The 21,161-nt window shown below is 69.8% G+C and carries 22 protein-coding genes; 12 read left to right on the forward strand and 10 right to left on the reverse strand.

What is annotated here, in order from left to right; translation table 11 throughout:
• Positions 1 to 33: 33 nt before the first annotated feature.
• Complete coding sequence (locus ABR571_RS03195; protein ID WP_409451782.1) at positions 34 to 732, reverse strand: M15 family metallopeptidase; 699 nt, start codon at positions 730 to 732, stop codon at positions 34 to 36.
• A 230-nt stretch (positions 733 to 962) separates the two neighbouring features.
• On the opposite strand from ABR571_RS03195, the gene ABR571_RS03200 reads away from it, so the two are divergent.
• From ABR571_RS03200 to ABR571_RS03210, 3 genes are all read left to right on the forward strand, one after another.
• Positions 963 to 1,643: a C40 family peptidase gene (locus ABR571_RS03200; protein ID WP_409451738.1), complete on the forward strand. Its 681-nt coding sequence runs from the start codon at positions 963 to 965 to the stop codon at positions 1,641 to 1,643.
• Between the two features lie 69 nt (positions 1,644 to 1,712).
• Positions 1,713 to 2,219: a SigE family RNA polymerase sigma factor gene (locus tag ABR571_RS03205; RefSeq protein WP_409451739.1), complete on the forward strand. Its 507-nt coding sequence runs from the start codon at positions 1,713 to 1,715 to the stop codon at positions 2,217 to 2,219.
• Positions 2,216 to 3,052 (forward strand): hypothetical protein, encoded by an 837-nt coding sequence (locus ABR571_RS03210; RefSeq protein ID WP_409451740.1) that lies wholly within the window; start codon positions 2,216 to 2,218, stop codon positions 3,050 to 3,052. The genes ABR571_RS03205 and ABR571_RS03210 overlap by 4 nt, the downstream gene beginning before the upstream one ends.
• Here the strand turns inward: ABR571_RS03210 and ABR571_RS03215 are convergent.
• Positions 3,033 to 3,806, reverse strand: a complete 774-nt coding sequence (locus ABR571_RS03215) for a hypothetical protein (protein ID WP_409451741.1) — start codon at positions 3,804 to 3,806, stop codon at positions 3,033 to 3,035. The two genes, ABR571_RS03210 and ABR571_RS03215, sit on opposite strands and share 20 nt — an antisense overlap.
• An 87-nt stretch (positions 3,807 to 3,893) precedes the next feature.
• Between ABR571_RS03215 and ABR571_RS03220 the strand changes: the two genes are divergently transcribed.
• Positions 3,894 to 4,487, forward strand: coding sequence for a hypothetical protein (locus tag ABR571_RS03220; protein ID WP_409451742.1), 594 nt, complete (start codon positions 3,894 to 3,896; stop codon positions 4,485 to 4,487).
• 36 nt (positions 4,488 to 4,523) lie between these two features.
• On the opposite strand, the gene ABR571_RS03225 is transcribed toward ABR571_RS03220, so the two are convergent.
• Positions 4,524 to 4,889 (reverse strand): VOC family protein, encoded by a 366-nt coding sequence (locus ABR571_RS03225; protein ID WP_409451743.1) that lies wholly within the window; start codon positions 4,887 to 4,889, stop codon positions 4,524 to 4,526.
• Positions 4,890 to 4,912: 23 nt separating this feature from the next.
• Positions 4,913 to 5,722 carry a rhomboid family intramembrane serine protease gene (locus tag ABR571_RS03230; RefSeq protein ID WP_409451744.1) on the reverse strand — a complete coding sequence of 270 codons (810 nt, stop codon included), beginning with the start codon at positions 5,720 to 5,722 and terminating at the stop codon, positions 4,913 to 4,915.
• Between the two features lie 81 nt (positions 5,723 to 5,803).
• On the opposite strand from ABR571_RS03230, the gene ABR571_RS03235 reads away from it, so the two are divergent.
• Complete coding sequence (locus ABR571_RS03235; protein ID WP_409451745.1) at positions 5,804 to 7,003, forward strand: amidohydrolase family protein; 1,200 nt, start codon at positions 5,804 to 5,806, stop codon at positions 7,001 to 7,003.
• Positions 7,004 to 7,219: 216 nt separating this feature from the next.
• The gene (locus ABR571_RS03240; protein ID WP_409451746.1) at positions 7,220 to 7,981 is read left to right on the forward strand and encodes a transglycosylase family protein; all 762 of its coding nucleotides are present in this window, start codon (positions 7,220 to 7,222) and stop codon (positions 7,979 to 7,981) included.
• On the opposite strand, the gene mgrA is transcribed toward ABR571_RS03240, so the two are convergent.
• Positions 7,982 to 9,016 carry an L-glyceraldehyde 3-phosphate reductase gene (gene mgrA / locus ABR571_RS03245; RefSeq protein ID WP_409451747.1) on the reverse strand — a complete coding sequence of 345 codons (1,035 nt, stop codon included), beginning with the start codon at positions 9,014 to 9,016 and terminating at the stop codon, positions 7,982 to 7,984.
• A 38-nt stretch (positions 9,017 to 9,054) separates the two neighbouring features.
• Here mgrA and ABR571_RS03250 point away from each other — a divergent pair, with 38 nt between their 5' ends.
• Both ABR571_RS03250 and ABR571_RS03255 read left to right on the forward strand, forming a co-directional pair.
• A complete protein-coding gene (locus ABR571_RS03250; RefSeq protein ID WP_409451748.1) occupies positions 9,055 to 9,666 on the forward strand; it encodes a sulfite oxidase-like oxidoreductase in 612 nt (203 codons plus the stop codon).
• Between the two features lie 67 nt (positions 9,667 to 9,733).
• Positions 9,734 to 10,384, forward strand: a complete 651-nt coding sequence (locus ABR571_RS03255; RefSeq protein ID WP_409451749.1) for an FAD-binding oxidoreductase — start codon at positions 9,734 to 9,736, stop codon at positions 10,382 to 10,384.
• Here the strand turns inward: ABR571_RS03255 and ABR571_RS03260 are convergent.
• A complete protein-coding gene (locus ABR571_RS03260; protein WP_409451750.1) occupies positions 10,381 to 10,833 on the reverse strand; it encodes a nitroreductase/quinone reductase family protein in 453 nt (150 codons plus the stop codon). The genes ABR571_RS03255 and ABR571_RS03260 overlap by 4 nt on opposite strands.
• A gap of 136 nt (positions 10,834 to 10,969) precedes the next feature.
• Between ABR571_RS03260 and ABR571_RS03265 the strand changes: the two genes are divergently transcribed.
• Together ABR571_RS03265 and ABR571_RS03270 are read left to right on the forward strand one after the other, a co-directional pair.
• On the forward strand, positions 10,970 to 12,451 hold the full coding sequence (locus ABR571_RS03265) for an FAD-binding protein (RefSeq protein WP_409451751.1): 1,482 nt from the start codon (positions 10,970 to 10,972) through the stop codon (positions 12,449 to 12,451).
• Positions 12,452 to 12,502: 51 nt separating this feature from the next.
• A complete protein-coding gene (locus tag ABR571_RS03270) occupies positions 12,503 to 13,579 on the forward strand; it encodes a YbhN family protein (RefSeq protein WP_409451752.1) in 1,077 nt (358 codons plus the stop codon).
• Position 13,580: 1 nt separating this feature from the next.
• On the opposite strand, the gene ABR571_RS03275 is transcribed toward ABR571_RS03270, so the two are convergent.
• Together ABR571_RS03275 and ABR571_RS03280 are read right to left on the reverse strand one after the other, a co-directional pair.
• The gene (locus ABR571_RS03275; protein ID WP_409451753.1) at positions 13,581 to 14,708 is read right to left on the reverse strand and encodes an acyl-CoA dehydrogenase family protein; all 1,128 of its coding nucleotides are present in this window, start codon (positions 14,706 to 14,708) and stop codon (positions 13,581 to 13,583) included.
• A gap of 10 nt (positions 14,709 to 14,718) precedes the next feature.
• Positions 14,719 to 15,894: an acyl-CoA dehydrogenase family protein gene (locus ABR571_RS03280; RefSeq protein WP_409451754.1), complete on the reverse strand. Its 1,176-nt coding sequence runs from the start codon at positions 15,892 to 15,894 to the stop codon at positions 14,719 to 14,721.
• 161 nt (positions 15,895 to 16,055) lie between these two features.
• On the opposite strand from ABR571_RS03280, the gene ABR571_RS03285 reads away from it, so the two are divergent.
• Together ABR571_RS03285 and ABR571_RS03290 are read left to right on the forward strand one after the other, a co-directional pair.
• The gene (locus tag ABR571_RS03285) at positions 16,056 to 17,330 is read left to right on the forward strand and encodes a DUF445 domain-containing protein (protein ID WP_409451755.1); all 1,275 of its coding nucleotides are present in this window, start codon (positions 16,056 to 16,058) and stop codon (positions 17,328 to 17,330) included.
• A gap of 3 nt (positions 17,331 to 17,333) precedes the next feature.
• Positions 17,334 to 18,257, forward strand: coding sequence for a DUF4393 domain-containing protein (locus ABR571_RS03290; protein ID WP_409451756.1), 924 nt, complete (start codon positions 17,334 to 17,336; stop codon positions 18,255 to 18,257).
• Between the two features lie 13 nt (positions 18,258 to 18,270).
• Here ABR571_RS03290 and ABR571_RS03295 read toward each other — a convergent pair whose 3' ends face one another.
• Positions 18,271 to 20,199, reverse strand: a complete 1,929-nt coding sequence (locus ABR571_RS03295; RefSeq protein ID WP_409451757.1) for a glycoside hydrolase family 15 protein — start codon at positions 20,197 to 20,199, stop codon at positions 18,271 to 18,273.
• Positions 20,199 to 21,047: a phosphatase PAP2 family protein gene (locus ABR571_RS03300; protein WP_409451758.1), complete on the reverse strand. Its 849-nt coding sequence runs from the start codon at positions 21,045 to 21,047 to the stop codon at positions 20,199 to 20,201. The genes ABR571_RS03295 and ABR571_RS03300 overlap by 1 nt, the downstream gene beginning before the upstream one ends.
• Between the last annotated feature and the right edge of the window lie 114 nt (positions 21,048 to 21,161).

Raw genomic sequence — 21,161 nt, forward strand, 5'->3', positions numbered from 1 at the left:
GTCCATCGTGCACCCTGCGCGAAAGGACGGCGGTCAGCTCAGCGGGGCGTCGAGGTGCGGGCGGGGCACGCCCGAGCCAGGGCCGTCGAAATGCCACCACTCCCCGGCGTACACGACGATGCCGCCGGCATTCATCGCGTGGCGCAGCACGGCCCGGTTCCGCTGGGCCGTGCTGCTCACCCCGTCGGTCGCGAACGCGTGCGCCCGCGCCGTGAAGTCGTCGAAGTTCGTGCCCATGCTGAGCAGGCAGCGGCCACCGACCCGACGGGCCGACGCGCACGGCGTGGCCGGCGACGCGTAGGCCAGCGTCACGTCGACCGATCGACCGCTTTCGTGGCTCGTCGCGTAGGGGCCGGGCCGGGCGACCCAATCGGGGTTGGGCACGATCTTGAACATGTGCACCTGGACGGAGTGGGGCCGGTAACAGTCCCAGAAGACCAGGCGGAAGCCCTCGCGCCTGAGCCGGGCCGCGGCGGTGATCAGCCCGGCGGCCATCGACCGGTGCACCAGACAACGCGCGTCGGCCGGATAGAGGCGCACGCCGACGAAGTTGTCGCTGGTCTTGTAGCGCAGGTCGACCAGTGCATCCGGGATGATGGTGCGAATGTCGAGAAGTCCCGCCGCTCGTGCCTTGGCCGAAAGGGGCGCCATTCCGGGGGCCGCGCTCCTCGCCGCCGACCTCGGTGTCGCTGCAGCCGCACTGGTCGGGGACGGCGAGACGCTCGGGGTCAGCGGCGTCGGCGGGGGAGCGGAGACCGATGTCGGAGGTCCTGGCCGCGGTGACGAGGCCGGCCGGGGGGCGGCCGGGCTCTGGCTGCATCCGGCCAGCAGAACGAGGGCGCACAGCCAGATGGGAGTCCTCGGCACCGTTTCATCTTGCCGGGCGCCCCGCGGCCGGTTTCGCGCGGCCGGGACGCTCGTGGTACTCAAGAGAACAGGTTCCAGACGGGAGGGACGACCGGGTGCCAACTGCTGAGCGGGTGCAGGCCGATCCCGTCCGGCGCGCTGCGGCGGTCATCGCGGCCGTGGTGGTCGTCATCCTGGGCCTCGCGACCTGGGTCTGCATCGCCGCGGTTCACGCCATCAACCGGCAGGCCGATGCGGCGCCGGTCGAGATGGTCCACGCGGTGCCGGCGACCTACCGCCCGCAGGCCCCGGCCGCGGCTCCGGCCGCCACCACCGTGCCCCTGCCGATGGGCAACTGGAACGCCCAGCGCGGTGTGCAGATCGCCGAGCGTGCGCTGCGCTTGCGCGGCTGGCCGTACAGCTTCGGCGGCGGCGGCCCGTACGGCCCGTCCTACGGTCATGCCGTGGACCAGGACTCGCGCAACGACGGATCGGTCTTCGGCTTCGACTGCTCCGGGCTCACGATGTTCGCGCTGGCGCCGTGGCGCTCGCTCGTCCACGACGCCGCGACCCAGTACAACGAGGTCGGCTCGTTCCACCCCTCGATCGATTCTTTGCAGCCCGGTGACCTCGTCTTCTGGAGCAAGGACGGCACGGTGAACGGCATCGGCCACGTTGCCGTCTACATCGGCAACGGTGAGGTCGTGCAGGCCCCGCAGAGTGGCGACGTGGTCCGGGTGACACCGATTTACCAGGTCGAGCCGGGCACGATGGGAGCCACCCGACCGCTCACCTGACATCAATTCGGCCGATCGGTGCAGCAGATCAGGCGCTTCGCGCGTTGAAGAGGCGGTCCGGCCGAGAGGATGTCTGTGGAGTTCTCCGAATATGTGCAGCGCGAGCGCCCGGCGCTGCTGCGGTTCGCAACCGTCCTCGCCGGTCAGACGTGGCTGGCCGAGGATCTGGTCAGCAACGTCCTGGGCCGGGCCTTCGAACGGTGGACGCAGATCGCGGGTCTGGCCAATCCGCACGCATACGTGCGGCGCATGATCGTCAACGAACACCTGTCGTGGCGTCGACGTCTCCGGCGCAGCGCCTCGTTCCGGGACATGGACGCCCACATCGAAGCGGTTCCCGACACGACCGGCCCGCACGCCGAGCGGGACGCCATGCTCGTCCGACTCGCCAAGCTGCCCTCCCGCCAGCGGGCCCCGGTCGTCCTGCGCTACTACGTCGGGCTCTCCGATATGGAGATCGCCGCTGAGCTCGGCTGCCGGCCGGGCACCGTCCGCAGCCAGATCTCGCGCGCCCTCACGTCCCTCCGAATCGACGCCAGCGGCTCTCGCGCCGCCGAACCTCTGGAGCTCCGATGACCGATCTCAGTATCTTGCGCGACGCGTTCGACGCCCTTGAGGAGCGCGCGGATGCAGCCTGTGCCGCCGCACCGGCAATCATGGACTTCCAGCCGGCCCGTCGGCCCACGTGGGCGCTCGCTCCGGTCGGAGCCGCGGTGGCGGTCGTGGCGACGGCGGCCGTCGTCGTCGTGTGGCAGCAGTCGGGATCGAACCGGCCGACGGGCACGCCCGCGGGCGCGTCGACTGCGGCGGTGCCGCCGCTCTCAAGCGCGGCGTCGACGCCCGCCGCGACGCCGACCGCGACCGAGCAGTTCCCACCCTCGACCGGCGCGGCCCTCACCGAGAAGGTCCGCGAGATCCTCGCCGGCACGGCGACGATCGCCGTCACCGAGACCGACGTGCCCGGCGGGGTGACGCTGAGCGTGCCCTCGGGCCCGCCGCCGTCGGACGCCAGCCCGGCGATCGTCGTGGGATCCCCGGTCAAGTTGCCCTCGGGGGGCGGGTCGGGCCCGTCCATAGTCGGCACACTGACGGCTGGTGGCCGGACCGGGGGATTCCAGGTCGTTGCCTATCAGGCCGACCCCGGGTCGAAGGCGATGTGCGACGGCGGAACCGACTGCTCCGTTCGCGCGCTCGCGGACGGCACGTCGTTGGCCGTCGGCAGTTGGCACGACGACCAGGTGTCCGGTGGAGTGACGTATCAGGTGGAAGCGGTGCGCCCGGACGGACGGGAGGTCCTGTTGCACCTGAGCACCGAGCGGGACCCGAAAGGCCACAGCACCCGCATCGCGTCGGCCTTGCCGCTCACCGTGGCCCAGATGACCGCTCTGGTCACGTCCGACCGCTGGTAGCTGTGCACGGTCCGGTTTTGGCCGGTCGCCACGGCTCGTGATGCGCCCAGCGGATCGCGATGTTCTGCCCGCGGACCGTCATAAGGAACACGAGGTAGGAGACGGCCGCCGCGGCGACGGTGATGGTCGGCCCCAGCACGGACTTGAAGAGGATGAACCCGTTCAGCGACGCGTTGGTCAGCAGCCAGACCGTCCCGACTGCGTTGGTCGCGTACGTCGCTGCCCACACGACAGACAGCCGGTTGAAGAACCGCCCTTGACGGAGGTGTGTGGAGAGCTCGTCCGGGAACGCGCAGAAGTCGTGCGCCAAGCGGTCCAGGACCGGGCGCCCGGCGATCGCGGTCGCCGCGAACAGCGTCGCCACGGCCAGCGTGCCGATGACCGGCTGGATGAAGTAGAGGAACGCGCTGCCCGTGCAGAACACGACGACGGTGCGCAGCGACAGCAGCCCAGCGGCGAGCAGACCCGCGGCCAGGACCGGCTTCTTGCGCACCACGCGGCTGAGCAGCGCGGCGTAGTAGAGCGACGCGGTGACGACGGCTGCGGTACGGAGCCCGAACAGTGACAGCGTCACGTAGAACGTCGCCATGGGCAGCAGCGTCACCAGGAACATCCGGGTGGCCGCGTGACGCACGATCGGGCGCCAGCCCGGCATGTCGATGACGTGCGGCGGGTCAGGAGCGACCCTCAACGCCGGCGCGGAGGAGACATCGGCAACGATCATGCGCAGCTCCTGGACGTCGCCCCCGCGCACGATGAGGTGGTGAAGTTATCGCGATGTTAGATTTCTGTGAAGTTGATGCCGGTCGCGGTCGTCCTGGCTCTGCCAGACTCCGCAGCCATGGAGAAGATCGACCTGCTCATTTGGTCCGACGACGACGTCGAGGCCGCCCGCACGCTCCAGGTTCCCGGCTTGCGCACAGCCGCCGTCTCCCGCGCCGCGCGGCTGGAGAAGGCGCCGCTGGTGATGGGGCGCGGTGTCGCGCTCGCCGGGCTCGCCGAGCTGTGGGTCGACAGCGTCGATGTCTGGCCGGCGATCCTCGAGCAACTTCGGGCCGACGCCTACCTGGTCACCGAGTCGGTCCCGCAGCCGGTGTCGGCGGAGCCGGGGCTGCTGACCCATCTCACGTGGTTCCCCAAGCCTGAACGGCTTAGCGACGAGGAGTTCTTCGGCGGCTGGCACGTCGTGCACACCCCCTCGTCGGCAGCACTGCATCCGCGCCGACGCGGCTACGTCCGCGATGCCGTGACCCGGACACTGACGCCGGGCGCTCCGCCGGTGCGCGCGATCGTGAGCGAGTCGTTCGTGCTCGAGGACTACCTGGATCCGGCCCGCCTGTTCGGCGGACCCGAAGCCCTCAAGGTCACCATGGACGAGCTGCCGCTCTACGCCGATGCCGCCGACATCTCGAGCTGCCCGGTGTGGAAGGAGTGACCCATGGTGGGCGGAATTGGTGCCGCTGTCCGTGAGTCAGCCGGCGTAGTACTGCGTTATGCAGAACTCGTTGCCCTCAGGGTCGGCCATGACCAGCACGACGCCCTCGGCGTACTCATGCCGCTCGCCGGTCGAGCGGCCGCCCAGGCGGAGCACCGCAGCGGTGCCCTCGTCGATGTCCTCGACGACCAGATCGAGGTGGATCCGCGCCTTGCCGTGCTTCGGTTCGGGCACCGGCTGAAAATTGATCACCGGGTCGGCGCCGGCGCGGCCGTCGAGCCGCAGCCAGCCGGGCAGCGGCACCGTCACCTGCCGGTCCAGCAACGCCGACCAGAAGCCGGCGAGGACCGTGGGGTCGACGCAGTCGACGGTGATTCCGGACAGAAGTGCGGGCGCAGGCACCCGTTCAGCGTAGGACCGTCCACTCACCGCCACGCCGGTCTTCGCCACTGAACCGGTCTCGGGTCGATGGGACCGGTCCCGCGGCGCACGACCAACCCGACGACGACGCCGAAGACGAAGCCGACGACGTGGGCGAGGTAGGCGACGTCGCCGGCCGACGAGACGGCGGTGCCGCTTGCGTACACCCATTGCAGGACGAACCACAGGCCCAACACCAGCCACGCCGGCAGGCGCAGCGGGATGAAGAAGAAGAACGGGACGAGGCTCCACACCCGGGCCTTCGGGAACATCACCAGGTAGGCGCCGAGCACCCCCGCAATCGCGCCTGACGCGCCGATCAGCGTCTCGCGCGAGTCGGGCTGGGCGAGCGCGAATCCGTACGCCGCGATGACGCCCGCAACCAGGTAGAACACCAGGAACTTGAGCCGTCCCATCCGGTCCTCAACGTTGTTGCCGAAGATGAGCAGGAACAGCATGTTGCCGAGCAGGTGGAGCCAGCCGCCGTGCAGGAACTGCGACGTGACGGCGGACAGGAACGGCACCTTGTGATAGCTCGGCTTGCCGACGACGCAGCCCACGCGGTTGCCGGACCGAGCTGCTGGGCCGGTGGCAACGTGGTCGAGTGGATCGTTGGAGGTCAGCTCTTTCGGGATGGCGGCGTAATGGTCGTAGAACTCGAGTTGCCGGCACTGCGTCTGCGCGGTCATCGACCCGTTGACCGATGTCGAGTTCCCCGGCGTCAGCAGGAAGACCACGATGTTCGCCGCGATGAGCGCCCAGGTGACCCAGGGCGTGCGGCGCAGCGGATTGATGTCATGAACCGGGATGACCACGCGCCGAGTCTGCCCCGGTCCGTCTTCGCGTTCACCCGTGAGTCAGCCACAGTGGGCGCCGACACGGGCAGGATGGGGGGCATGTCGCGGCTGCAGGGAACGGACGTCCTGGTAGTCGGCGCGGCGTTCGCCGACGGCACCTCGGACACGGTCCGGCGCGACGTGACGCTGCTGGTTCAAGACGGCCGGATCGCCGGGCTGTGGTTCGACGGCGACGGCCCGGACCGTCCGGTGGCAGGAGTGCCGCGGATCGACGGCAGCGGGGCCACGATCGTCCCGGGCCTGGTCGACTCGCATGCCCACCTGTCGCTGCCCGGCGGCGCCCAGTGGATCGACCGGGGTTTCGATCCGGCCGACGAGTTGCTTGACGCCGGCGAGGACAACGGCGAGCTCATGGTCCGAGCCGGCATCCGCTGGGCCCGCGACGTCGGGGCGCCGCGGCGACCCGGTGCCGACGGACGCGAGCGAGCCCTGAGCCTCGTCCTGCGCGACCGCTGGGCCGGAGCACACGACCGCCCGTACGTGCGCGCGGCCGGCACCTGGCTCGCGAGGAGCGGCTCCCTACCGCACGGGTTGGCCATCGAGGTCGAGCACGGCGCCGACCTGCTGCCCGCGGTGGCCCAGCAGCTCGACGACGGCGCCGATCTGGTCAAGCTGTACCTCGACGGACCGGATCCCGACACGGCCCCATTCAGCGCCGAGGAGGTCCGCGCCGCGGTAGACCTCGCGCACGGCCGGGGGGCCACCGTGGCCGCGCACTCCGGAACGTTGCCCGGCGCGCGGGTGGGCGCCGAGGCCGGCATCGACAGCCTGGAGCACGGTTTCGCCCTGGACGTCGACGCTGCGACCGCCCTCGCGGCGCACGGCGTCACGCTGGTCTGCACGCTGGCCGTCCTGCGCTCCTGGCAGTCGTTTCGGACCACGTCGCCCAATCCGCGATTCAGCGAGCCCGACGGCATCACCCGGATCGCGGCCCGGCGCGAACGCGCTGAGGAGAGCGTCCGGCTGGCCGCTCGCGCCGGCGTCGCGATCGCCGCGGGATCGGACTTCGGCGGCGGTTCGCTGCGCGCCAACCAGTTGGCCTGGGAGGTCGAGGCCCTCGTCGGTGCCGGCGTCGAACCGCACGCGGCCCTGGCCGCCGCGACGTGGCGCGGCGGGGACCTGTTCGGCGACCCGGATGCCGGCCGGGTGCGGATCGGCGGCCCGGCTCATTTCAGCCTCGTGCACGGCGATCCGCTGTCGGATCCGGCGGCGCTCTGGCGGGTCTGGCTCACTCGCTGACGCGGGACTGTCGGTTTGGCGGGCCGACTATCACGAACTGACGCGCGAAATCGGTAATGACACACTTGTAACTCGGTTGTTTCGCTTGCAACCTCCTGATGCCTGTGTGACGGTTGGGACAAGTGAGCCGCAAGCGAACTCCGGCGACGGAGCCGCGAACCAAGCGGCCAGCACGCCCGAGCGGCCGAGGGGCCGACGCCGAAAGGACAGTCGACGATGGGCATCTCTTCCGATCCTGGGCGCAGTCCGTCCTTCTTCACCGAGTGGGCGCAGGAGAACGCCTCGCGCGGCCCGACGGCGCCCCGGGCGCCCCGCTTCCGTATCAGGCGACCGATCCGGCGCCCGGTTGCGGCCGTGGGCGTCCTGGCCGCCGCCGCGGCGACCGCTCTCGTGCTGCCCGCCGCGACCGCCACGGCCGACCCGTCGGCGAGCACGTGGTACCGGCTGCGCATGTGCGAGTCGAGCAACAACTACGCGATCGACACGGGCAACGATCACTACGGCGCCTACCAGTTCGACCTGCCGACCTGGCGCAGCGTCGGCGGCACGGGCTACCCGAACCGCGCCTCGAGGACCGAGCAGGACAACCGCGCGCTGATCCTCTACCGCGAGCGCGGGTGGCAGCCGTGGCAGTGCGCGTCGATCCTCGGACTGCGCGAGGACGGTGACGCGGGGTCGGGCCGAATCAACGACATCCACTTCCCGACCAGCACCTCGTCGGGGCCGACGTCATCGGGAATCCCGGCCTTCCCCGGCGGTTCGCACTGGTACGTGTACGGCGAGACGAGCCGCAACATCAAGGTGTTCCAGGACCGCATGCACGCGCGTGGCTACTTCCCGGTGGGCACGGGGGAGTACGGGCCGAACACGTTGCGGATGGTCAAGCAGTTGCAGCGCCTCAACGGGCTCGTCCCGAACGGCTACATCGGACCGAACACCTGGCGCCTCGCCTGGATCGGGAAATACGTGATGCCCTAGTCACGTCGCGCTGGACCGCGCCCACAGGTTGATGTCGGAGTCGACGGCGTACTCGTCGATGCGGGCCAGCTCGGCATCGGTGAACGTCAGGTTGTCCTGGGCTCCCAGGTTGTCCGTCAGCTGGCTCACCCGGCTCGCGCCGATGACCAGGGACGTCATCCGTGGATCGCGCAGCGCCCAGGCGAGCGCGAGCTGGGCCAGGCTCTGGCCGCGCTCGCGCGCGATGTCGTTCAGCGCCTGTGCCCGGTGCACCGTCTGCTCGTTGATCATGCCGGGGTCGAGCGACTTGGCCTGGCTGGCGCGCGAGCCGTCCGGGATCCCGTTGAGGTAGCGATCGGTCAGCATGCCCTGGGCGAGAGGTGAGAAGGCGATGCAGCCGGCGCCGACCTCCTCCAGGGCGTCGAGCAGCCCGTTCTCGATCCACCGGTTGAACATGGAGTACGACGGCTGGTGGATCAACAGCGGCGTGCCGAGCTCGCGCAGGATCGCGGCGGCCTCGCGCGTCCGTTGCGAGCTGTAGGACGAGATGCCGACGTACAGCGCCTTCCCCTGCCGCACGGCGCGGTCGAGCGCACCCATCGTCTCTTCCAACGGTGTGGCCTCGTCGAGGCGGTGGCTGTAGAAGATGTCGACGTAGTCCAGCCCCATCCGGCGCAGGCTCTGGTCCAGGCTCGCGGTCAGGTATTTCCGCGACCCGCCGTCACCGTACGGGCCGGGCCACATGTCGTAGCCGGCCTTCGTCGAGATGATGAGCTCGTCCCGGTGGCCGGCGAAGTCCTGCGCCAGGTAGCGGCCGAAGTTCGCTTCGGCCGATCCGTAGGGCGGACCGTAGTTGTTGGCAAGGTCGAAGTGGGTGATCCCGCTGTCGAAGGCGGTGCGCAGGATCGCCCGGTGCTGGCTCGCATCGCGGTCGTCACCGAAGTTGTGCCAGAGCCCGAGCGACAGCAGCGGGAGCCGAATCCCGGAGCGGCCACAGGTGCGGTAGGTCATCCGGTCGTAGCGGTCGGGAGCGGCGCGGTAGGCGGGTGTCGTCACGCTATCCAACAGTAGGACCGCTGCGAGAGACTGACGCAATGTCCGGAGCCACCCGCGGTTTCCTCGGCCGACGCCACGCTGAGCGCGATTCCCGATTGCCCCCCGGCCAGTACGACGCCGGCCGCGACTTCCCGGTGCTCACCGCCGAAGTGACGCCCCGCCTCGACCCCGACCGCTGGACGATGACCGTCGATGGCCTGGTGGAGAACCCGTCCACCTGGTCCTGGGCCGATCTGCACGCCCTGCCGGGGTCGGAGTACGAGGGCGACATCCACTGCGTGACGACATGGTCGAAACTCGGTACGCGATTCGCCGGCGTCTCCGTGGATGTGCTGCTCGAGGCCGCCCGTCCGCTGCCCGCCGCGGCCTTCGTCCTGGCGACGTCGACCACGGGTTACACGACCAACCTGCCCTTGTCGCATGTGGTCGACGGTCAGGCTTGGGTGGTCTGGACGCACGAGGGCAAGCCGCTTCCCCGCGAGCACGGTGGCCCGATCCGCCTGCTCGTGCCCCACCTGTACTTCTGGAAGAGCGCCAAGTGGGTCACGAAGCTCACCCTGCTCGAGCATGACCAACAAGGGTTCTGGGAGCGCAACGGCTATCACGATCTCGGCGATCCGTGGCTCGAGCAGCGGTATCAGGGTGATTGAGACAGTGGAGCCTCAGGCGGCGGCCCCAGCGCCCGTCGGCGCGTGGCGCCGCGCGACCGTCCGCGCCGTGTCGCACCCGTCCCCCCGCGCCGTCGTTCTGCGGCTGGAGGTGCCGGACCGGATCGACCACCTGCCCGGCCAGCACTACGTCGTCCGGCTCACCGCGGAGGACGGTTACGTCGCGCAGCGCTCGTACTCCGTCGCGTCCCCGCCCTCGGACGAGCTGCTCGAGTTCTACGTCGAGCGCCTCGACGACGGTGAGGTGTCGACCTTCCTCGCCGATGTCGTGCAGGTCGGCGACGAATTGGACGTCCGCGGACCCATCGGCGGGTGGTTCGTGTGGGACGGCACACGACCGGCGTTCGGCATCGGCGGCGGCTCGGGCGCGGTGCCCCTGCTCGCGATGCTCCGGCACGCGATCGACGTCGGGCGCACCGATTACCTGCGCCTGGCGGTGTCCGCCCGGACGTGGACCGATCTGCCGTACGGCCAGGAGTTGAAGGCCGGGGGAGCGCTGATCGCGCTGAGCCGCGAGGACTACAGCGGCCGGTCGGCCGCCCGGCTGCGCGCCGACGAGCTCGGACCGCTGCTGCCGGCGGGCGGCGCGTGCTTCGTCTGCGGCTCCGCCAGCTTCGCCGAAGCCGCGTCCGAACTGCTCATGGCCGCCGGCATGGGGGCCGAGCACATCAGGATCGAGCGCTTCGGCCCGACGAGCTAAGCGGCGGCGAGGACGCGGAAGACCGGGAATCCGGGAGCGATGCGGGCCAGATCGTCGTCGGTCGCCGACTTCTCGACGCCCTCGAAGAACGCGCCGACCTCCCACCCCCACGTGCGCAAGTACTCCCGCAGGACCGGCACCTTCGCCTCGTCCGGCAGTTCCGCGACGCGGAACGCCTCGACGCGGAGCCCGACCCGCAGCTCACCCTCCCCGGAGGAACGGATGTTGCGGACCCACTGTGTCGCGCCGCGCGGCGAGACCAGGTAGCGGTCGCCCTCGGCGGACAGCAGGTTGACCGGTGTGCTGCGCCATTCGCCGCTCTTACGGCCGCGAACCCGCAGTTCGCGTGCCCCGGCGACGCTGATGCCGAGCCGGGTGAGCCGGCGGACGCTCCGGTTGAAGATGTTGCGGGTGAACCAGCCGGGCTCCAGGTAGCGGGTTTCGCTCATCGTCGACTTCCTCAGGGTTGGGAGAGCAGTGCTCTCGGTTAGCTCGATCCTGGACCACGCCACGCGCAAAGTCAAGAGCATTGCTCTCGGTTTGCGCCTGCCGCGCGATGACTACGCCCGGCCCTACGCTGACCGGATGCCGATCAGCGCAGGCAAGGCGGTTCCGCCCGTCGTCGGTCTGGCCGACGTGTCGGACTGGTCCCACGACGTCGACGTGCTGGTTGTCGGTTTCGGTATGGGCGGCGGCTGCGCGGCGGTGGAGGCGGCGGCCGCCGGCGCCCGGGTGCTGGTCATCGAGCGCGCGGCCGGGCCCGGCGGAACGACGGTGATGGCCGGCGGCCACTTCTACCTCGGTGGGGGCACCGCGGTGCAGCAGGCGACCGGGCATCCCGACACGCCGGAGGAGATGGCCAAGTACCTGACGGCGATGTCGCGCGATCCGGAGCCGGACAAGATCAGGGCGTACTGCGCAGGCAGCGTCGAGCACTTCACCTGGCTCGAGGGGCTGGGCTTCGAGTTCGAGCGCAGCTTCTACCCGGAGAAGGCCGTCATCCAGCCGGGCACGCAAGGGTTGATGTACACCGGCAACGAGAAGGTCTGGCCGTTCATGGACCTGGCCGTGCCGGCGCCGCGGGGGCACAAGGTGCCGGTGCCTGGCGACACCCAGGGCGCCCGGATCGTCATCGACCTGCTGGTCAAGCGGGCGGCCGAACTGGGCATCGAAGTCCGCTACGAGACCGGGGCGACCGGTCTCGTGCTCGACGATTCCGGCGCGGTTGCGGGCGTCACCTGGCGGCGGTTCGAAGAGACGGGCGCGATCCGGGCGCGGGCCGTGGTGCTGGCCGCCGGTGGCTTCGTGATGAACGAGGACATGGTCGCCGAGCACGTACCGCAGCTGGCCGAGAAACCGTTCGTCCTCGGCAGTACCTACGACGACGGGTTGGGCATCCGGTTAGGCGTCTCGGCCGGAGGCGCTACCCGGCACATGGACCAGGCCTTCATCACCTGCCCGGTCTATCCGCCGGCCCAGCTGCTGACCGGGGTGATCGTCAACGCGCAGGGGCAGCGCTTCGTGGCCGGGGACAGCTACCACTCGCGCACCTCGGCATTCGTGCTCGAGCAACCGGGCAGCGTCGCCTACCTGATCGTGGACGCCGAGCACATGCAGCGTCCGGAGTTCCCGCTCGCTCCGTTCATCGACGGGTGGGAGACGGTCACCGAGATGGAGCGGGCGCTGCGGATACCGGCCGGCCGACTCGCGGCGACGCTGCAGCGGTACAGCGAGAACGCTGCGCGGGGCGAGGATCCCGACTTCCACAAGTCGCCGGAGTGGCTCGCACCGCAGCTGGCCGGGCCGTGGGGTGCGTTCGACCTCACTCTCGGCAAGGCCCTCTACGCCGGATTCACCGTCGGCGGTCTGCGCACGTCGGTCGAGGGCGAGGTGCTGCGCGAGGGCGGCGGCGTGGTACCCGGCTTGTACGCCGCCGGCGCGTGCGCGGCCAACCTCGCCCAGGACGGCAAGGGGTACTCGAGCGGCACCCAGCTCGGCGAATCGTCGTTCTTCGGCCGCCGCGCCGGCCGGCATGCGGCGCGCGCCACCTGTCGCGCGACGTCATGAGCCGGGAATTCCAGCGCGCATCGCTGCCGTTGTGCCTGAGTGACTGTGGCCGTGCCTCCTGCGCCTTCCGTGCCGGTGGGGCCGGCGCTGGGGCGGTTGCGGGTCCGCCGGCGCCGGCTGCTCCGGCTGGCCGTGGTGCTGAGCGTCATCGCTGTCGAGATCGTGCTCGTCGCCCCGCACCTGTCGGCCAGCGGGGCCGCGCTCGACCACGTGAAATGGGGATGGGTCGCGGCCGCCGTCGCCTGTGAGGTCGCGTCGATCGCCACCTTCGCCCGGCTGCGCCGTAGCCTCTTGCGCGCGGGTGGTCTGCCCGTCCCGCTGGGACAGATGGGCGCGCTGACCCTTGCCTCGAACGCCATCGCCGTGACCGCGCCCGCCGGGCTCGTCGTCTCCGCCGGCTATCTCTACCGGCAGCTGCGCCGCCTCGGGGCCAGCGCACCGCTCATCACCTGGACGCTCGCGGCCGGGGCGGTGATCAGCACCGCCACGTTCAGCGTCATCACCGTTGCGGGCACCCTGCTCGACGACGACACGTCCGTCGGCGCGATCGCCGGGACCGCGGGGCTCAGCCTGCTGGCGGTGTTCGGACTGATCGCCCTGCTCACCGTCGTGACCCACCATCCCCGTCCCGTGTTGAATGCGCTTCGCTCGATGTGCCGGCGCCTTCCCGGCCGCCGGGCGCGCAGCTGCCCGGACAACGACGAGAAGGCCGTCGACCGATTGGCCGCGCAGATCACCGCCATCACGCCGCGGCTGGGCGACTGGTCGGCGGCATTCTGGTTCTCGCTGCTGAACTGGCTGGCCGACCTGGCCTGCTTCGTGCTGTGCTGCTACGCCGTCGGGGTCACCCAGCTGGGTCTCGGCGCCGCCATGGTGGCCTACGTCGCCGGCCTGGCCACGACGAGCATCTCGCTGCTGCCCGCCGGGATCGGCAGCCTCGAAGCGGGCATGCTGGTCGGCCTCACCCACGGCGGGGTGGCCACGCCCCTCGCCGTCGCCGGGATCGTCATCTACCGGCTCGTGTCCTATGCGCTCGTCGCCGCTGTGGGCTGGGTCGTTTGGGCGGCGCTGCGACGGCGCTTCGCCGGCGACCGGTTGACTGCGCCGCAGCCCGAGCTGCTCGGCTGACTCAGCGGGCGGCGATGAGGCCGCCGCCGGCGCCGACCAGTTCGGTGAGCAGATCGGCGTCGGCGAAGGTCCGGGCGATGACCGTCGTGCGCTTGAGGTAGTGCCCGACCGGATACTCCATGGTCATCCCGATGCCACCGTGAAGCTGGACGGCTTCCTGGCCCACGTGCCGCGCGGCGAGGTCGATCTGGATCTTCGCGGCCCGCACGGCCTTGCGGCGTTGCTCGACGTCGTCGTCGGCCAACGCAAGCCGGGCGAACAGCGCCATCGACCGGGCCTGTTCGAGCGAGACGTACATGTCGGCGGCCCGGTGCTGCAATGTCTGGAACACCGAGATGGGCTGCCCGAACTGCACGCGGGTCTTGAGGTAGTCGACGGTCAGCCACAGCATCCGTTCCATCGCGCCGACGGCCTCCGCGCACAGCGCCGCGGTGGCGACGTCCAGCACCGACTGCACGGCGTCGAGTGCGTCGGCCGGCGAGCCGAGTGCAGCGGCGGACGCGTCGGTGAACAACACGTCGGCCCCACGCAACCCGTCCTGCATCGCGTAGGTGTCCCGCGCGACCCCGGTGGTTCTCGCGTCGACGAGGAACAGCCCCACCTCGCCGTCGGGCGTCATCGCGGTCACCACCAGATGATCGGCCGCATCGCCGCCGACCACCGCGATCTTCTGTCCGGACAGCGTCCATCCGTCGCCGGCCGGCGTCGCCGCCGTCGCGATGTCGGTGAGCGACCAGCGCGAGCTCGGCTCGGCGTAGGCGAACGCGAGCAGTGTCTCGCCGGCCGCGACGCCGGGCAGCAACGCGGTCTTCTGCTCAGGCGAGCCGGCCGCCGCGACCAATGAGCCGCCCAGCACAACCGTGGCGAGGAAGGGCTCGAGGACAAGCGCCCGGCCGAAGCCCTCCATGACGACGCAGAGTTCGTCGACGCCCATGCCGGCGCCGCCGTACTGCTCGTCGAACGTGAGCCCCAGCAGGCCGAGCTCGGCGTACTGGCGCCACAGGTCTCGGCTCCAGCCGTCCTCTGATGTCAGCAGTTTCAGTCGGACGTTCGGGTCGTACTTCTTGTCCAGCAGCCCGTTCACCGTGTCGGCGAGCATCTTCTGCTCGTCGGTGAGATCGAGATCCATGTCCGTCTCCTCAGAACTTCAGGATCGCCTTGGCGATGATCTGCCGCTGGACCTCGTTGGAACCCGCGTAGATCGACGCCTTGCGCCAGTTGAAGTAGGTCGGCATCGCGTCGCGCGCGCCTTCGGGCAACGGCGCGAAACCGTCGGGAACGTCGCCGGATTCGCGGTAGGGGAGAGCGGCTGGGCCCAGGACGTCGACGAGCAGCTCGGTCGCGGCCTGCTGCAGCTCCGAACCGCGCAGCTTCAACACCGATGAGACCGGGTCGGGCATGCCGGGCGGCAACGACGCCTCGCGAGCGAGCACGCGGAGCACGCTCACCTCCAGCGCCGTCGTCGCCACTTCGAGCCTGGTCAGCCGGGCGCGGAAGAGCGGTTCGTCCAGCAAGGGCCCGGCGAGCCGCTTGATGCGGGATATCCGGTTCTTGATCATGCCGACACCGGCATTGCTCGTCCGCTCGTTGCCCAGAAGGAACTTCGCGTACGTCCAGCCCTTGTTCTCCTCGCCGACCAGCTGGTCGGCGGGGACCCGCACGTCCTCGAAGAAGACCTCGTTGACCTCGTAGCCGCCGTCGATGAGGTGGATAGGCCGCACGGTCACCCCGGGCGAGCGCATGTCGATGAGCAGGAACGAGATGCCGCGCTGCTTCTGCGCCGACGGGTCCGTGCGGACCAGGCAGAAGATCCAGTCGCCGTACTGCGCGAGCGTGGTCCACGTCTTCTGACCGTTGACGATGTAGTCGTCGCCGTCGCGGACCGCGGTCGTCTTCAGCGATGCGAGGTCGGAGCCCGCGTTGGGTTCGGAGAAGCCCTGGGACCACCAGATCTCGGCGCTGGCCGTCTTGGGCAGGAAGCGTTCCTTCAGCTCCTGGCTGCCGAACGTCGCGATGACCGGACCCACCATGGCGGTGTTGAACACGATGGGCTGGGGGACGTGGGCGAGCGTCATCTCCTCGGCCCACAGGTGCCGCTGCAAGGACGTCCAGTCCTGCCCGCCCCATTCGACCGGCCAGTGCGGAACGGCCAGACCGTGTTCGTTGAGCGTGCGCTGCGTGTTGACCACGTCGTCGCGAGTGGCGTGCTCGCCGCGCGCCAGCCGCTGCCGGAGCTCGGCCGGGATCTCAGTGGTGAAGAACCCGCGCATCCGTTCGGCGAAGGCGCGGTCCTCTTTGCTGAGCGCGAGATCCATGAGGGTGCTCCCGGGAAGAGGCGGACTGCCGGCTGGTTCTGAGGTTACCCGGCAGTAAGAAGGGCCGTCCGGCAACGGCCCCGCACGGCGCGACAGCTGCGGCTTCGATACCCTCGCGCCCACCGGCATTTCGGTGCCGTGGGCCAGAGGCAGGGGAATCGATGGATCACAAGACGCTTGTCGACCTGATCAGCATCCCCCTTTTCACCGGCATCATCGGCTACATCACCAACTGGACCGGCGTGCTCATGCTGTTCAAGCCGGTCCGGTTCTACGGCTTCCGCGTGCCGGGTCTCAAGCTGCTCTTCCCCTACCTGCCTCGGCGGGTGCGCATTCTGCCGCTGATCCGCTACGACGGCCGGCTCGGGTGGCAGGGCATCGTGCCCTCACGTGCGGACAAGATGGCCAGCATCAGCGTCGACAAGGGCTTGGCCAAGCTCGGCAGCATCACCGACTTCTACCGCGAGCTAGAGCCCGACCGAATCGCCGAACACCTGACGCTGATCGCGCAGGCCGAGATCCGCGACGTCGTCGAGCAGATCATGCAGCAGGAGAACCCGCAGCTCTGGCACGATCTGCCGCCGGTGATCAAGGAGGCCGTGTTCGCCCGCGTCCGCTCCCAGCTGCCGGGCATCATCCGGCACATCACCGACGAGATCGGCCAGAACGTCGACCAGCTCATCGACGCCAAGCTGATGGTGATCACCTACTTCGGCAAGCATCCCGAGTTGCTGAACGAGCTGTTCCTGATCATGGGGCGCAAAGAGCTGACCTTTATGCAGAACTTCGGCTTCTACTTCGGCCTGCCGATGGGCTTCGTGCTGTTCGGGATCCTGCAGGTGTACCCCTCGTGGTGGGTGCTGCCGGTGGGCGGCGTGATCATCGGCTGGGTGGTCAACTGGCTCGGTATCACGATGATCTTCGAGCCGGTCTTCCCGAACCGGTGGATCCCGTGGCGTCAGGGGCTGCTGATCAAGCGCCAGCCCGAGGTCACCGAGATGTACTCGCAGATGGTCGCCGACAACGTGATCACGCTGCAGAACATCGGCAACGAGCTGATGACCGGCCCGCGCAGCGACCGCACCCATCAGCTCCTGGAGGAATCGCTGCGCCCAGCCGTGGACCGGGCCGTCGGGCCGGCGCGGGCGGCGGTCCGGGTGGCCATCGGCACCAAGGAGTACGACCAGATCCGGTCGTCGCTGGCCACCGAGGCGACGGGCTTCGCCCCCATCGCGTTCAACGACGCCGAGTTCAGCCGCCGGCAGTCGGTGAAGATCTACAAGTACATATCGACGCAGATGTCGCGGATGGGTCCCGACGACTTCGTCGAGATGCTCCGGTCGGCCATCAAGCAGGATGAGTGGTTACTGTTCTTCCACGGAGGCGCGCTCGGGCTGTTCGCGGGGTTCCTCCACCTGGCAATCTTCGGAGTTTGATTGATGGCTGACAACGTCGCCCCGCGGCCCACGGACTCGACGGCGGTCATCCGGCGGCCGAGCCCCGGTAGCACAGTGCTGCGGCGCCGCCCATCCCCGACGGCGCTGTCCCTGCGGCCGTCCCCGGCCATGCTCAAAGCGGCGCCGGAGCTGGCCCGGGTGGCGGCGGTGTCGGCGTTCCAGATGTTGAGCTGGACGGTCGGGGCCACCGCGGCCGGCGCCAACTACGTGGCCCGCCGGGCGGTGGCGGGGCAACCCGCGACCGCGATCCTGCAAGAGGCGGCCGGCGACCTGCGCAACTTCGCCCTGCGCACCCTCGGACTGGATCCGGAGACCGTCCCCAGGTTGAGCATCGGGACGCCGGGCGCGCAGGAGCCCAGCGGCCCGCGCGGTGCCTCCACGCGTGAACTGCAAAAGCGCGGGACCGAGCTCCTGCGCCGCTCGAACGACGTCCACGTCATCGAGGACACGCACCCGGCCTTCGCCCGGATTCTGAGCGAGATCACTCCGGACGAGGCGCGGATCCTGCGCTACATCTACCTCGAGGGCCCGCAGCCGGCGATCGACATCCGCACGTTCCGGCCGCTCGGCATCGGTTCCGAGCTGGTCGCCGCGGGGTTGAGCATGATCGCCGAGCACGCCGGACTGCGCAACCTCGACCGGATCGACCAGTACCTGACGAACCTGTCCCGCCTCGGGCTGATCGACTTCTCGAAGGAGCAGGTCGACAATCCCACCCGCTATCAGGTGATCGAGGCCCAACCCAAGGTCGCGGCCGCCCTCAAGGCCGCCGGCCGGGCGCCGAAGATCATCCAGCGCAGCATCCGGCTCAATGCCTTCGGGGAGGAGTTCGTCCGCACCTGCTTGCCGCTGAACGGCCGGGTCGTGCCCAACCGCCCGCTCCCGAACTCCGGCGCCGCGCGCTGATCGTCTCGACCCGTCACCGGCCCAGACGCATGTCGCCGTCGTAGAGGACGCCGTCGGCCAGGTCGGCGGTCGAGATCACGTGCAGCACGGCGTTGATCAACGCGAGGTGGGTGAACGCCTGGGGGAAGTTGCCCAGGTGGGCGCCGGAGTTGACGTCGATCTCCTCGGCGTAGAGCTCCAGCGGCCCGGCGAGGGCGAGCAGCCGGCTGCACAGCCGGCGGGCCCGAGTGTAGTGGCCGATCTCGCACAGCGCCGACACCAGCCAGAACGAGCAGATCGTGAACGAGCCCTCTTCGCCGGAGAATCCGTCGTCGGTCTCCTCGACCCGGTAGCGCAGCACCATGCCGTGTTCGGTGAGCTCGTCGGCGATGGCCCGCACCGTGGCGACGATGCGCGGGTCGTCGGGCGGCAGTAAGCGCACGAGGGGCGCGAGCAGCAGCGAGGCGTCCAGGGCGTTCGTCCCGTAGTACTGGGTGAAGACCCCGCGCTCGTCGGTGCCGTGCTCGAGGATGTCGGCCTTGATCTCGTCGGCGGCCATCTCCCACTCCGACGCCGCGCCGTCCTGGCCCATGACCGCGGCCAGGCGGGCGCCCCGGTCGACGGCGACCCAGCACATGATCTTGGAGGAGGTGAAGTGTTGGGGCTGCCCGCGCACTTCCCATATGCCCGCGTCCGGCTCCCGCCAGTGCTTCAGCGCGGCCTTCACCTGCTTGGCCAGGATGGGCCAGAGACGACCGTCGACGTGGTCGGCGGCCTTGCTGTGCAGGTACACGGAGTCGAGCAGCGCGCCCCACACATCGTGCTGGTTCTGTTTGCTGGCCGCGTTGCCGATGCGGACCGGGCGGGATTCGGCGTAGCCGGGCAGGTGATCGAGTTCCAGTTCGGTCAGGTCGCTCTCGCCGCCGATGCCGTACATGATCTGCAGGTCGTCGTCGCGTTCGGCCAGGTCGGCGATGAAGCTGAAGAAGTCGACGGCCTCCCAGTCGTAGCCGAGCGAGTACATGCCCCACAGCGCGAAGGTCGCGTCGCGGATCCAGCTGTAGCGGTAGTCGTAGTTGCGACCGCCGCCGATCGTCTCGGGCAGGGACGTACTCGCCGCGGCGCAGATGGCGCCCGTGGGGGAGTAGGTCAGCCCCTTGAGGGTCAGCGCGCTGCGCTGCAGGTAGCTGCGCCAGGGGTGGTCGGGGAACTTGCCGCGGGCCAGCCAGTGCTGCCAGTGGTGCGCCGTCCAGACCTGCCGGCGGTAGGCGTCCCGGTAGGTGAGCGGCGGCTCCATGCTGCCCCACGACAGCGCGATGAACCGCGTTTCGCCCTCCTTCAGCAACGTGCGGATCGAGGCGCGGCCGCCCTCGAAGCCGATGCGCATGTCCGTCGTCAGTGTCAACTGCAGGTCCGAGCCGTCCAGCGTCGCCCGGGCCTGGTGATACACCTTGTCGGTGTAGTCCCACCGCACCGCCGAGCGGCCGTAGTCGGGAACCGGTTCGCACTCGACGACGGTCTGCACCTCGCCGGTGACGCAGCGGATCGTGCGCAGCAGGATGTGCTCGGCCTCATAGTCGGTCGGCGTGCGCCGCTGCGTCCTCGACAACTCCGACTCGTGGCGCCATGGACCCATGAGCAGCACGTCCCGGACGATGATCCAACCGGTGTCGGTGCCCCAACTCGTCTCGAGCACCATCGTTCCGGGCAGGTAACGGCGGGCCGCCGGGACGGTGACGTCGGTCGGAGCCACCCGGAACGTCCCGGCGTGCCGGCCGAGGATGGCGCCGAAGACGCTCGGCGAATCCATGCGGGGCAGGCACATCCAGTCGATGCACCCGCTTGGCGCGACGAGTGCGGTGACCTCGCCGTCGGACAAGAACCCGTAGTCACCGATCGGCACCGGCGCGGTGAGGGCCGACGCGGCCGAGGCCGTGGGTCGGATCCCGCCCGTTGTCTCCATCAGCGCAGGATGGCCCCGTTCGGGGCTGGACTCAACTCGGTCGGCGCGAAGCTCACGGGTTGCGGCGGCCGTCGTCGCCGTGTCACCTCGCGCAGGATTGCCGCTTCGGCGGCGGCGCAGAGGCCGAGAACCGCGACGGCGACGATGCCGTCGGCCCAGAAGTGGTTGGCCGTAGCGGCCACGACCAGCACCGTGACGAGCGCATGCCCGGCGCCCAGCCAGCGCCACGGCCCGGACCCGATCCGGGCGACCGACCAGCCGACGAGCACGGCCCAGGCCACGTGCACCGAGGGCATCGCCGACAACTGGTCCGCCCCGAAGCCCAGGCCGTAAACGGACTGGTGGTACTTCTCCGCCGTGTCGGTGTATCCCGGCAGCAGTCGCGGCGGCGCGACCGGAATGAGCTGGATCGCCAAGCAGGCGGCGGTGGTCAGCGCGAGCACCCGGCGGATCTGGTGGTACCGGTCGCGGTGCCGGACGAACAGCCAGATGAGGAAGACGAAGAGGCCACCGAAGTGCATCGTCGCGTAGTAGAGGTTCGCGGCCTGCGCGGAGATGGCGTTGCCGGCCAGCGCGTGCTGCACGCTCGCCTCCGACGGCAGGTGCCACGAGCGTTCGGTGCGTTCGATCCATTCCGCGCGCGACATTGCTCCGGCGGTCCCCAGCACCGACAGCGTGCCGGCCAACTGCCACAGCGCGTAGAGGCCGCTGATGATGGTCGCCTCTCGCGCGAACGGGGCGATTGCGCGCAGCCGGCCCCCCCGGCTGAGGCTCAGACCGGTCGCTGCGATCCCGAGACCGGCAGTCAACGCTGCGCCTTGCTGCCAGGTCAGGGCGACATCTTGCACTCGCTCACTATGCCGCAACAAACCCGGTGAGTGATCGCGGCGGTCCCTCTACAGTGCGGAGGACTCGATCGGAAGATGGACGGAGCGGCATGGCGCGACGGAGCTGGGCCCTCT

This window comes from Jatrophihabitans sp. (assembly GCF_046262535.1).
Lineage (GTDB): Bacteria > Actinomycetota > Actinomycetes > Mycobacteriales > Jatrophihabitantaceae > Jatrophihabitans.

Coding starts and splice junctions, on each gene's coding strand:
- ABR571_RS03205 (WP_409451739.1), top strand. CDS start 1,713: ATGTCTGTGGAGTTCTCCGAATATGTGCAGCGCGAGCGCCCGGCGCTG.
- ABR571_RS03210 (WP_409451740.1), top strand. CDS start 2,216: ATGACCGATCTCAGTATCTTGCGCGACGCGTTCGACGCCCTTGAGGAG.
- ABR571_RS03220 (WP_409451742.1), top strand. CDS start 3,894: ATGGAGAAGATCGACCTGCTCATTTGGTCCGACGACGACGTCGAGGCC.
- ABR571_RS03235 (WP_409451745.1), top strand. CDS start 5,804: ATGTCGCGGCTGCAGGGAACGGACGTCCTGGTAGTCGGCGCGGCGTTC.
- ABR571_RS03240 (WP_409451746.1), top strand. CDS start 7,220: ATGGGCATCTCTTCCGATCCTGGGCGCAGTCCGTCCTTCTTCACCGAG.
- ABR571_RS03250 (WP_409451748.1), top strand. CDS start 9,055: ATGTCCGGAGCCACCCGCGGTTTCCTCGGCCGACGCCACGCTGAGCGC.
- ABR571_RS03260 (WP_409451750.1), bottom strand. CDS start 10,833: ATGAGCGAAACCCGCTACCTGGAGCCCGGCTGGTTCACCCGCAACATC.
- ABR571_RS03265 (WP_409451751.1), top strand. CDS start 10,970: ATGCCGATCAGCGCAGGCAAGGCGGTTCCGCCCGTCGTCGGTCTGGCC.
- ABR571_RS03275 (WP_409451753.1), bottom strand. CDS start 14,708: ATGGATCTCGATCTCACCGACGAGCAGAAGATGCTCGCCGACACGGTG.
- ABR571_RS03280 (WP_409451754.1), bottom strand. CDS start 15,894: ATGGATCTCGCGCTCAGCAAAGAGGACCGCGCCTTCGCCGAACGGATG.
- ABR571_RS03285 (WP_409451755.1), top strand. CDS start 16,056: ATGGATCACAAGACGCTTGTCGACCTGATCAGCATCCCCCTTTTCACC.
- ABR571_RS03290 (WP_409451756.1), top strand. CDS start 17,334: ATGGCTGACAACGTCGCCCCGCGGCCCACGGACTCGACGGCGGTCATC.
- ABR571_RS03295 (WP_409451757.1), bottom strand. CDS start 20,199: ATGGAGACAACGGGCGGGATCCGACCCACGGCCTCGGCCGCGTCGGCC.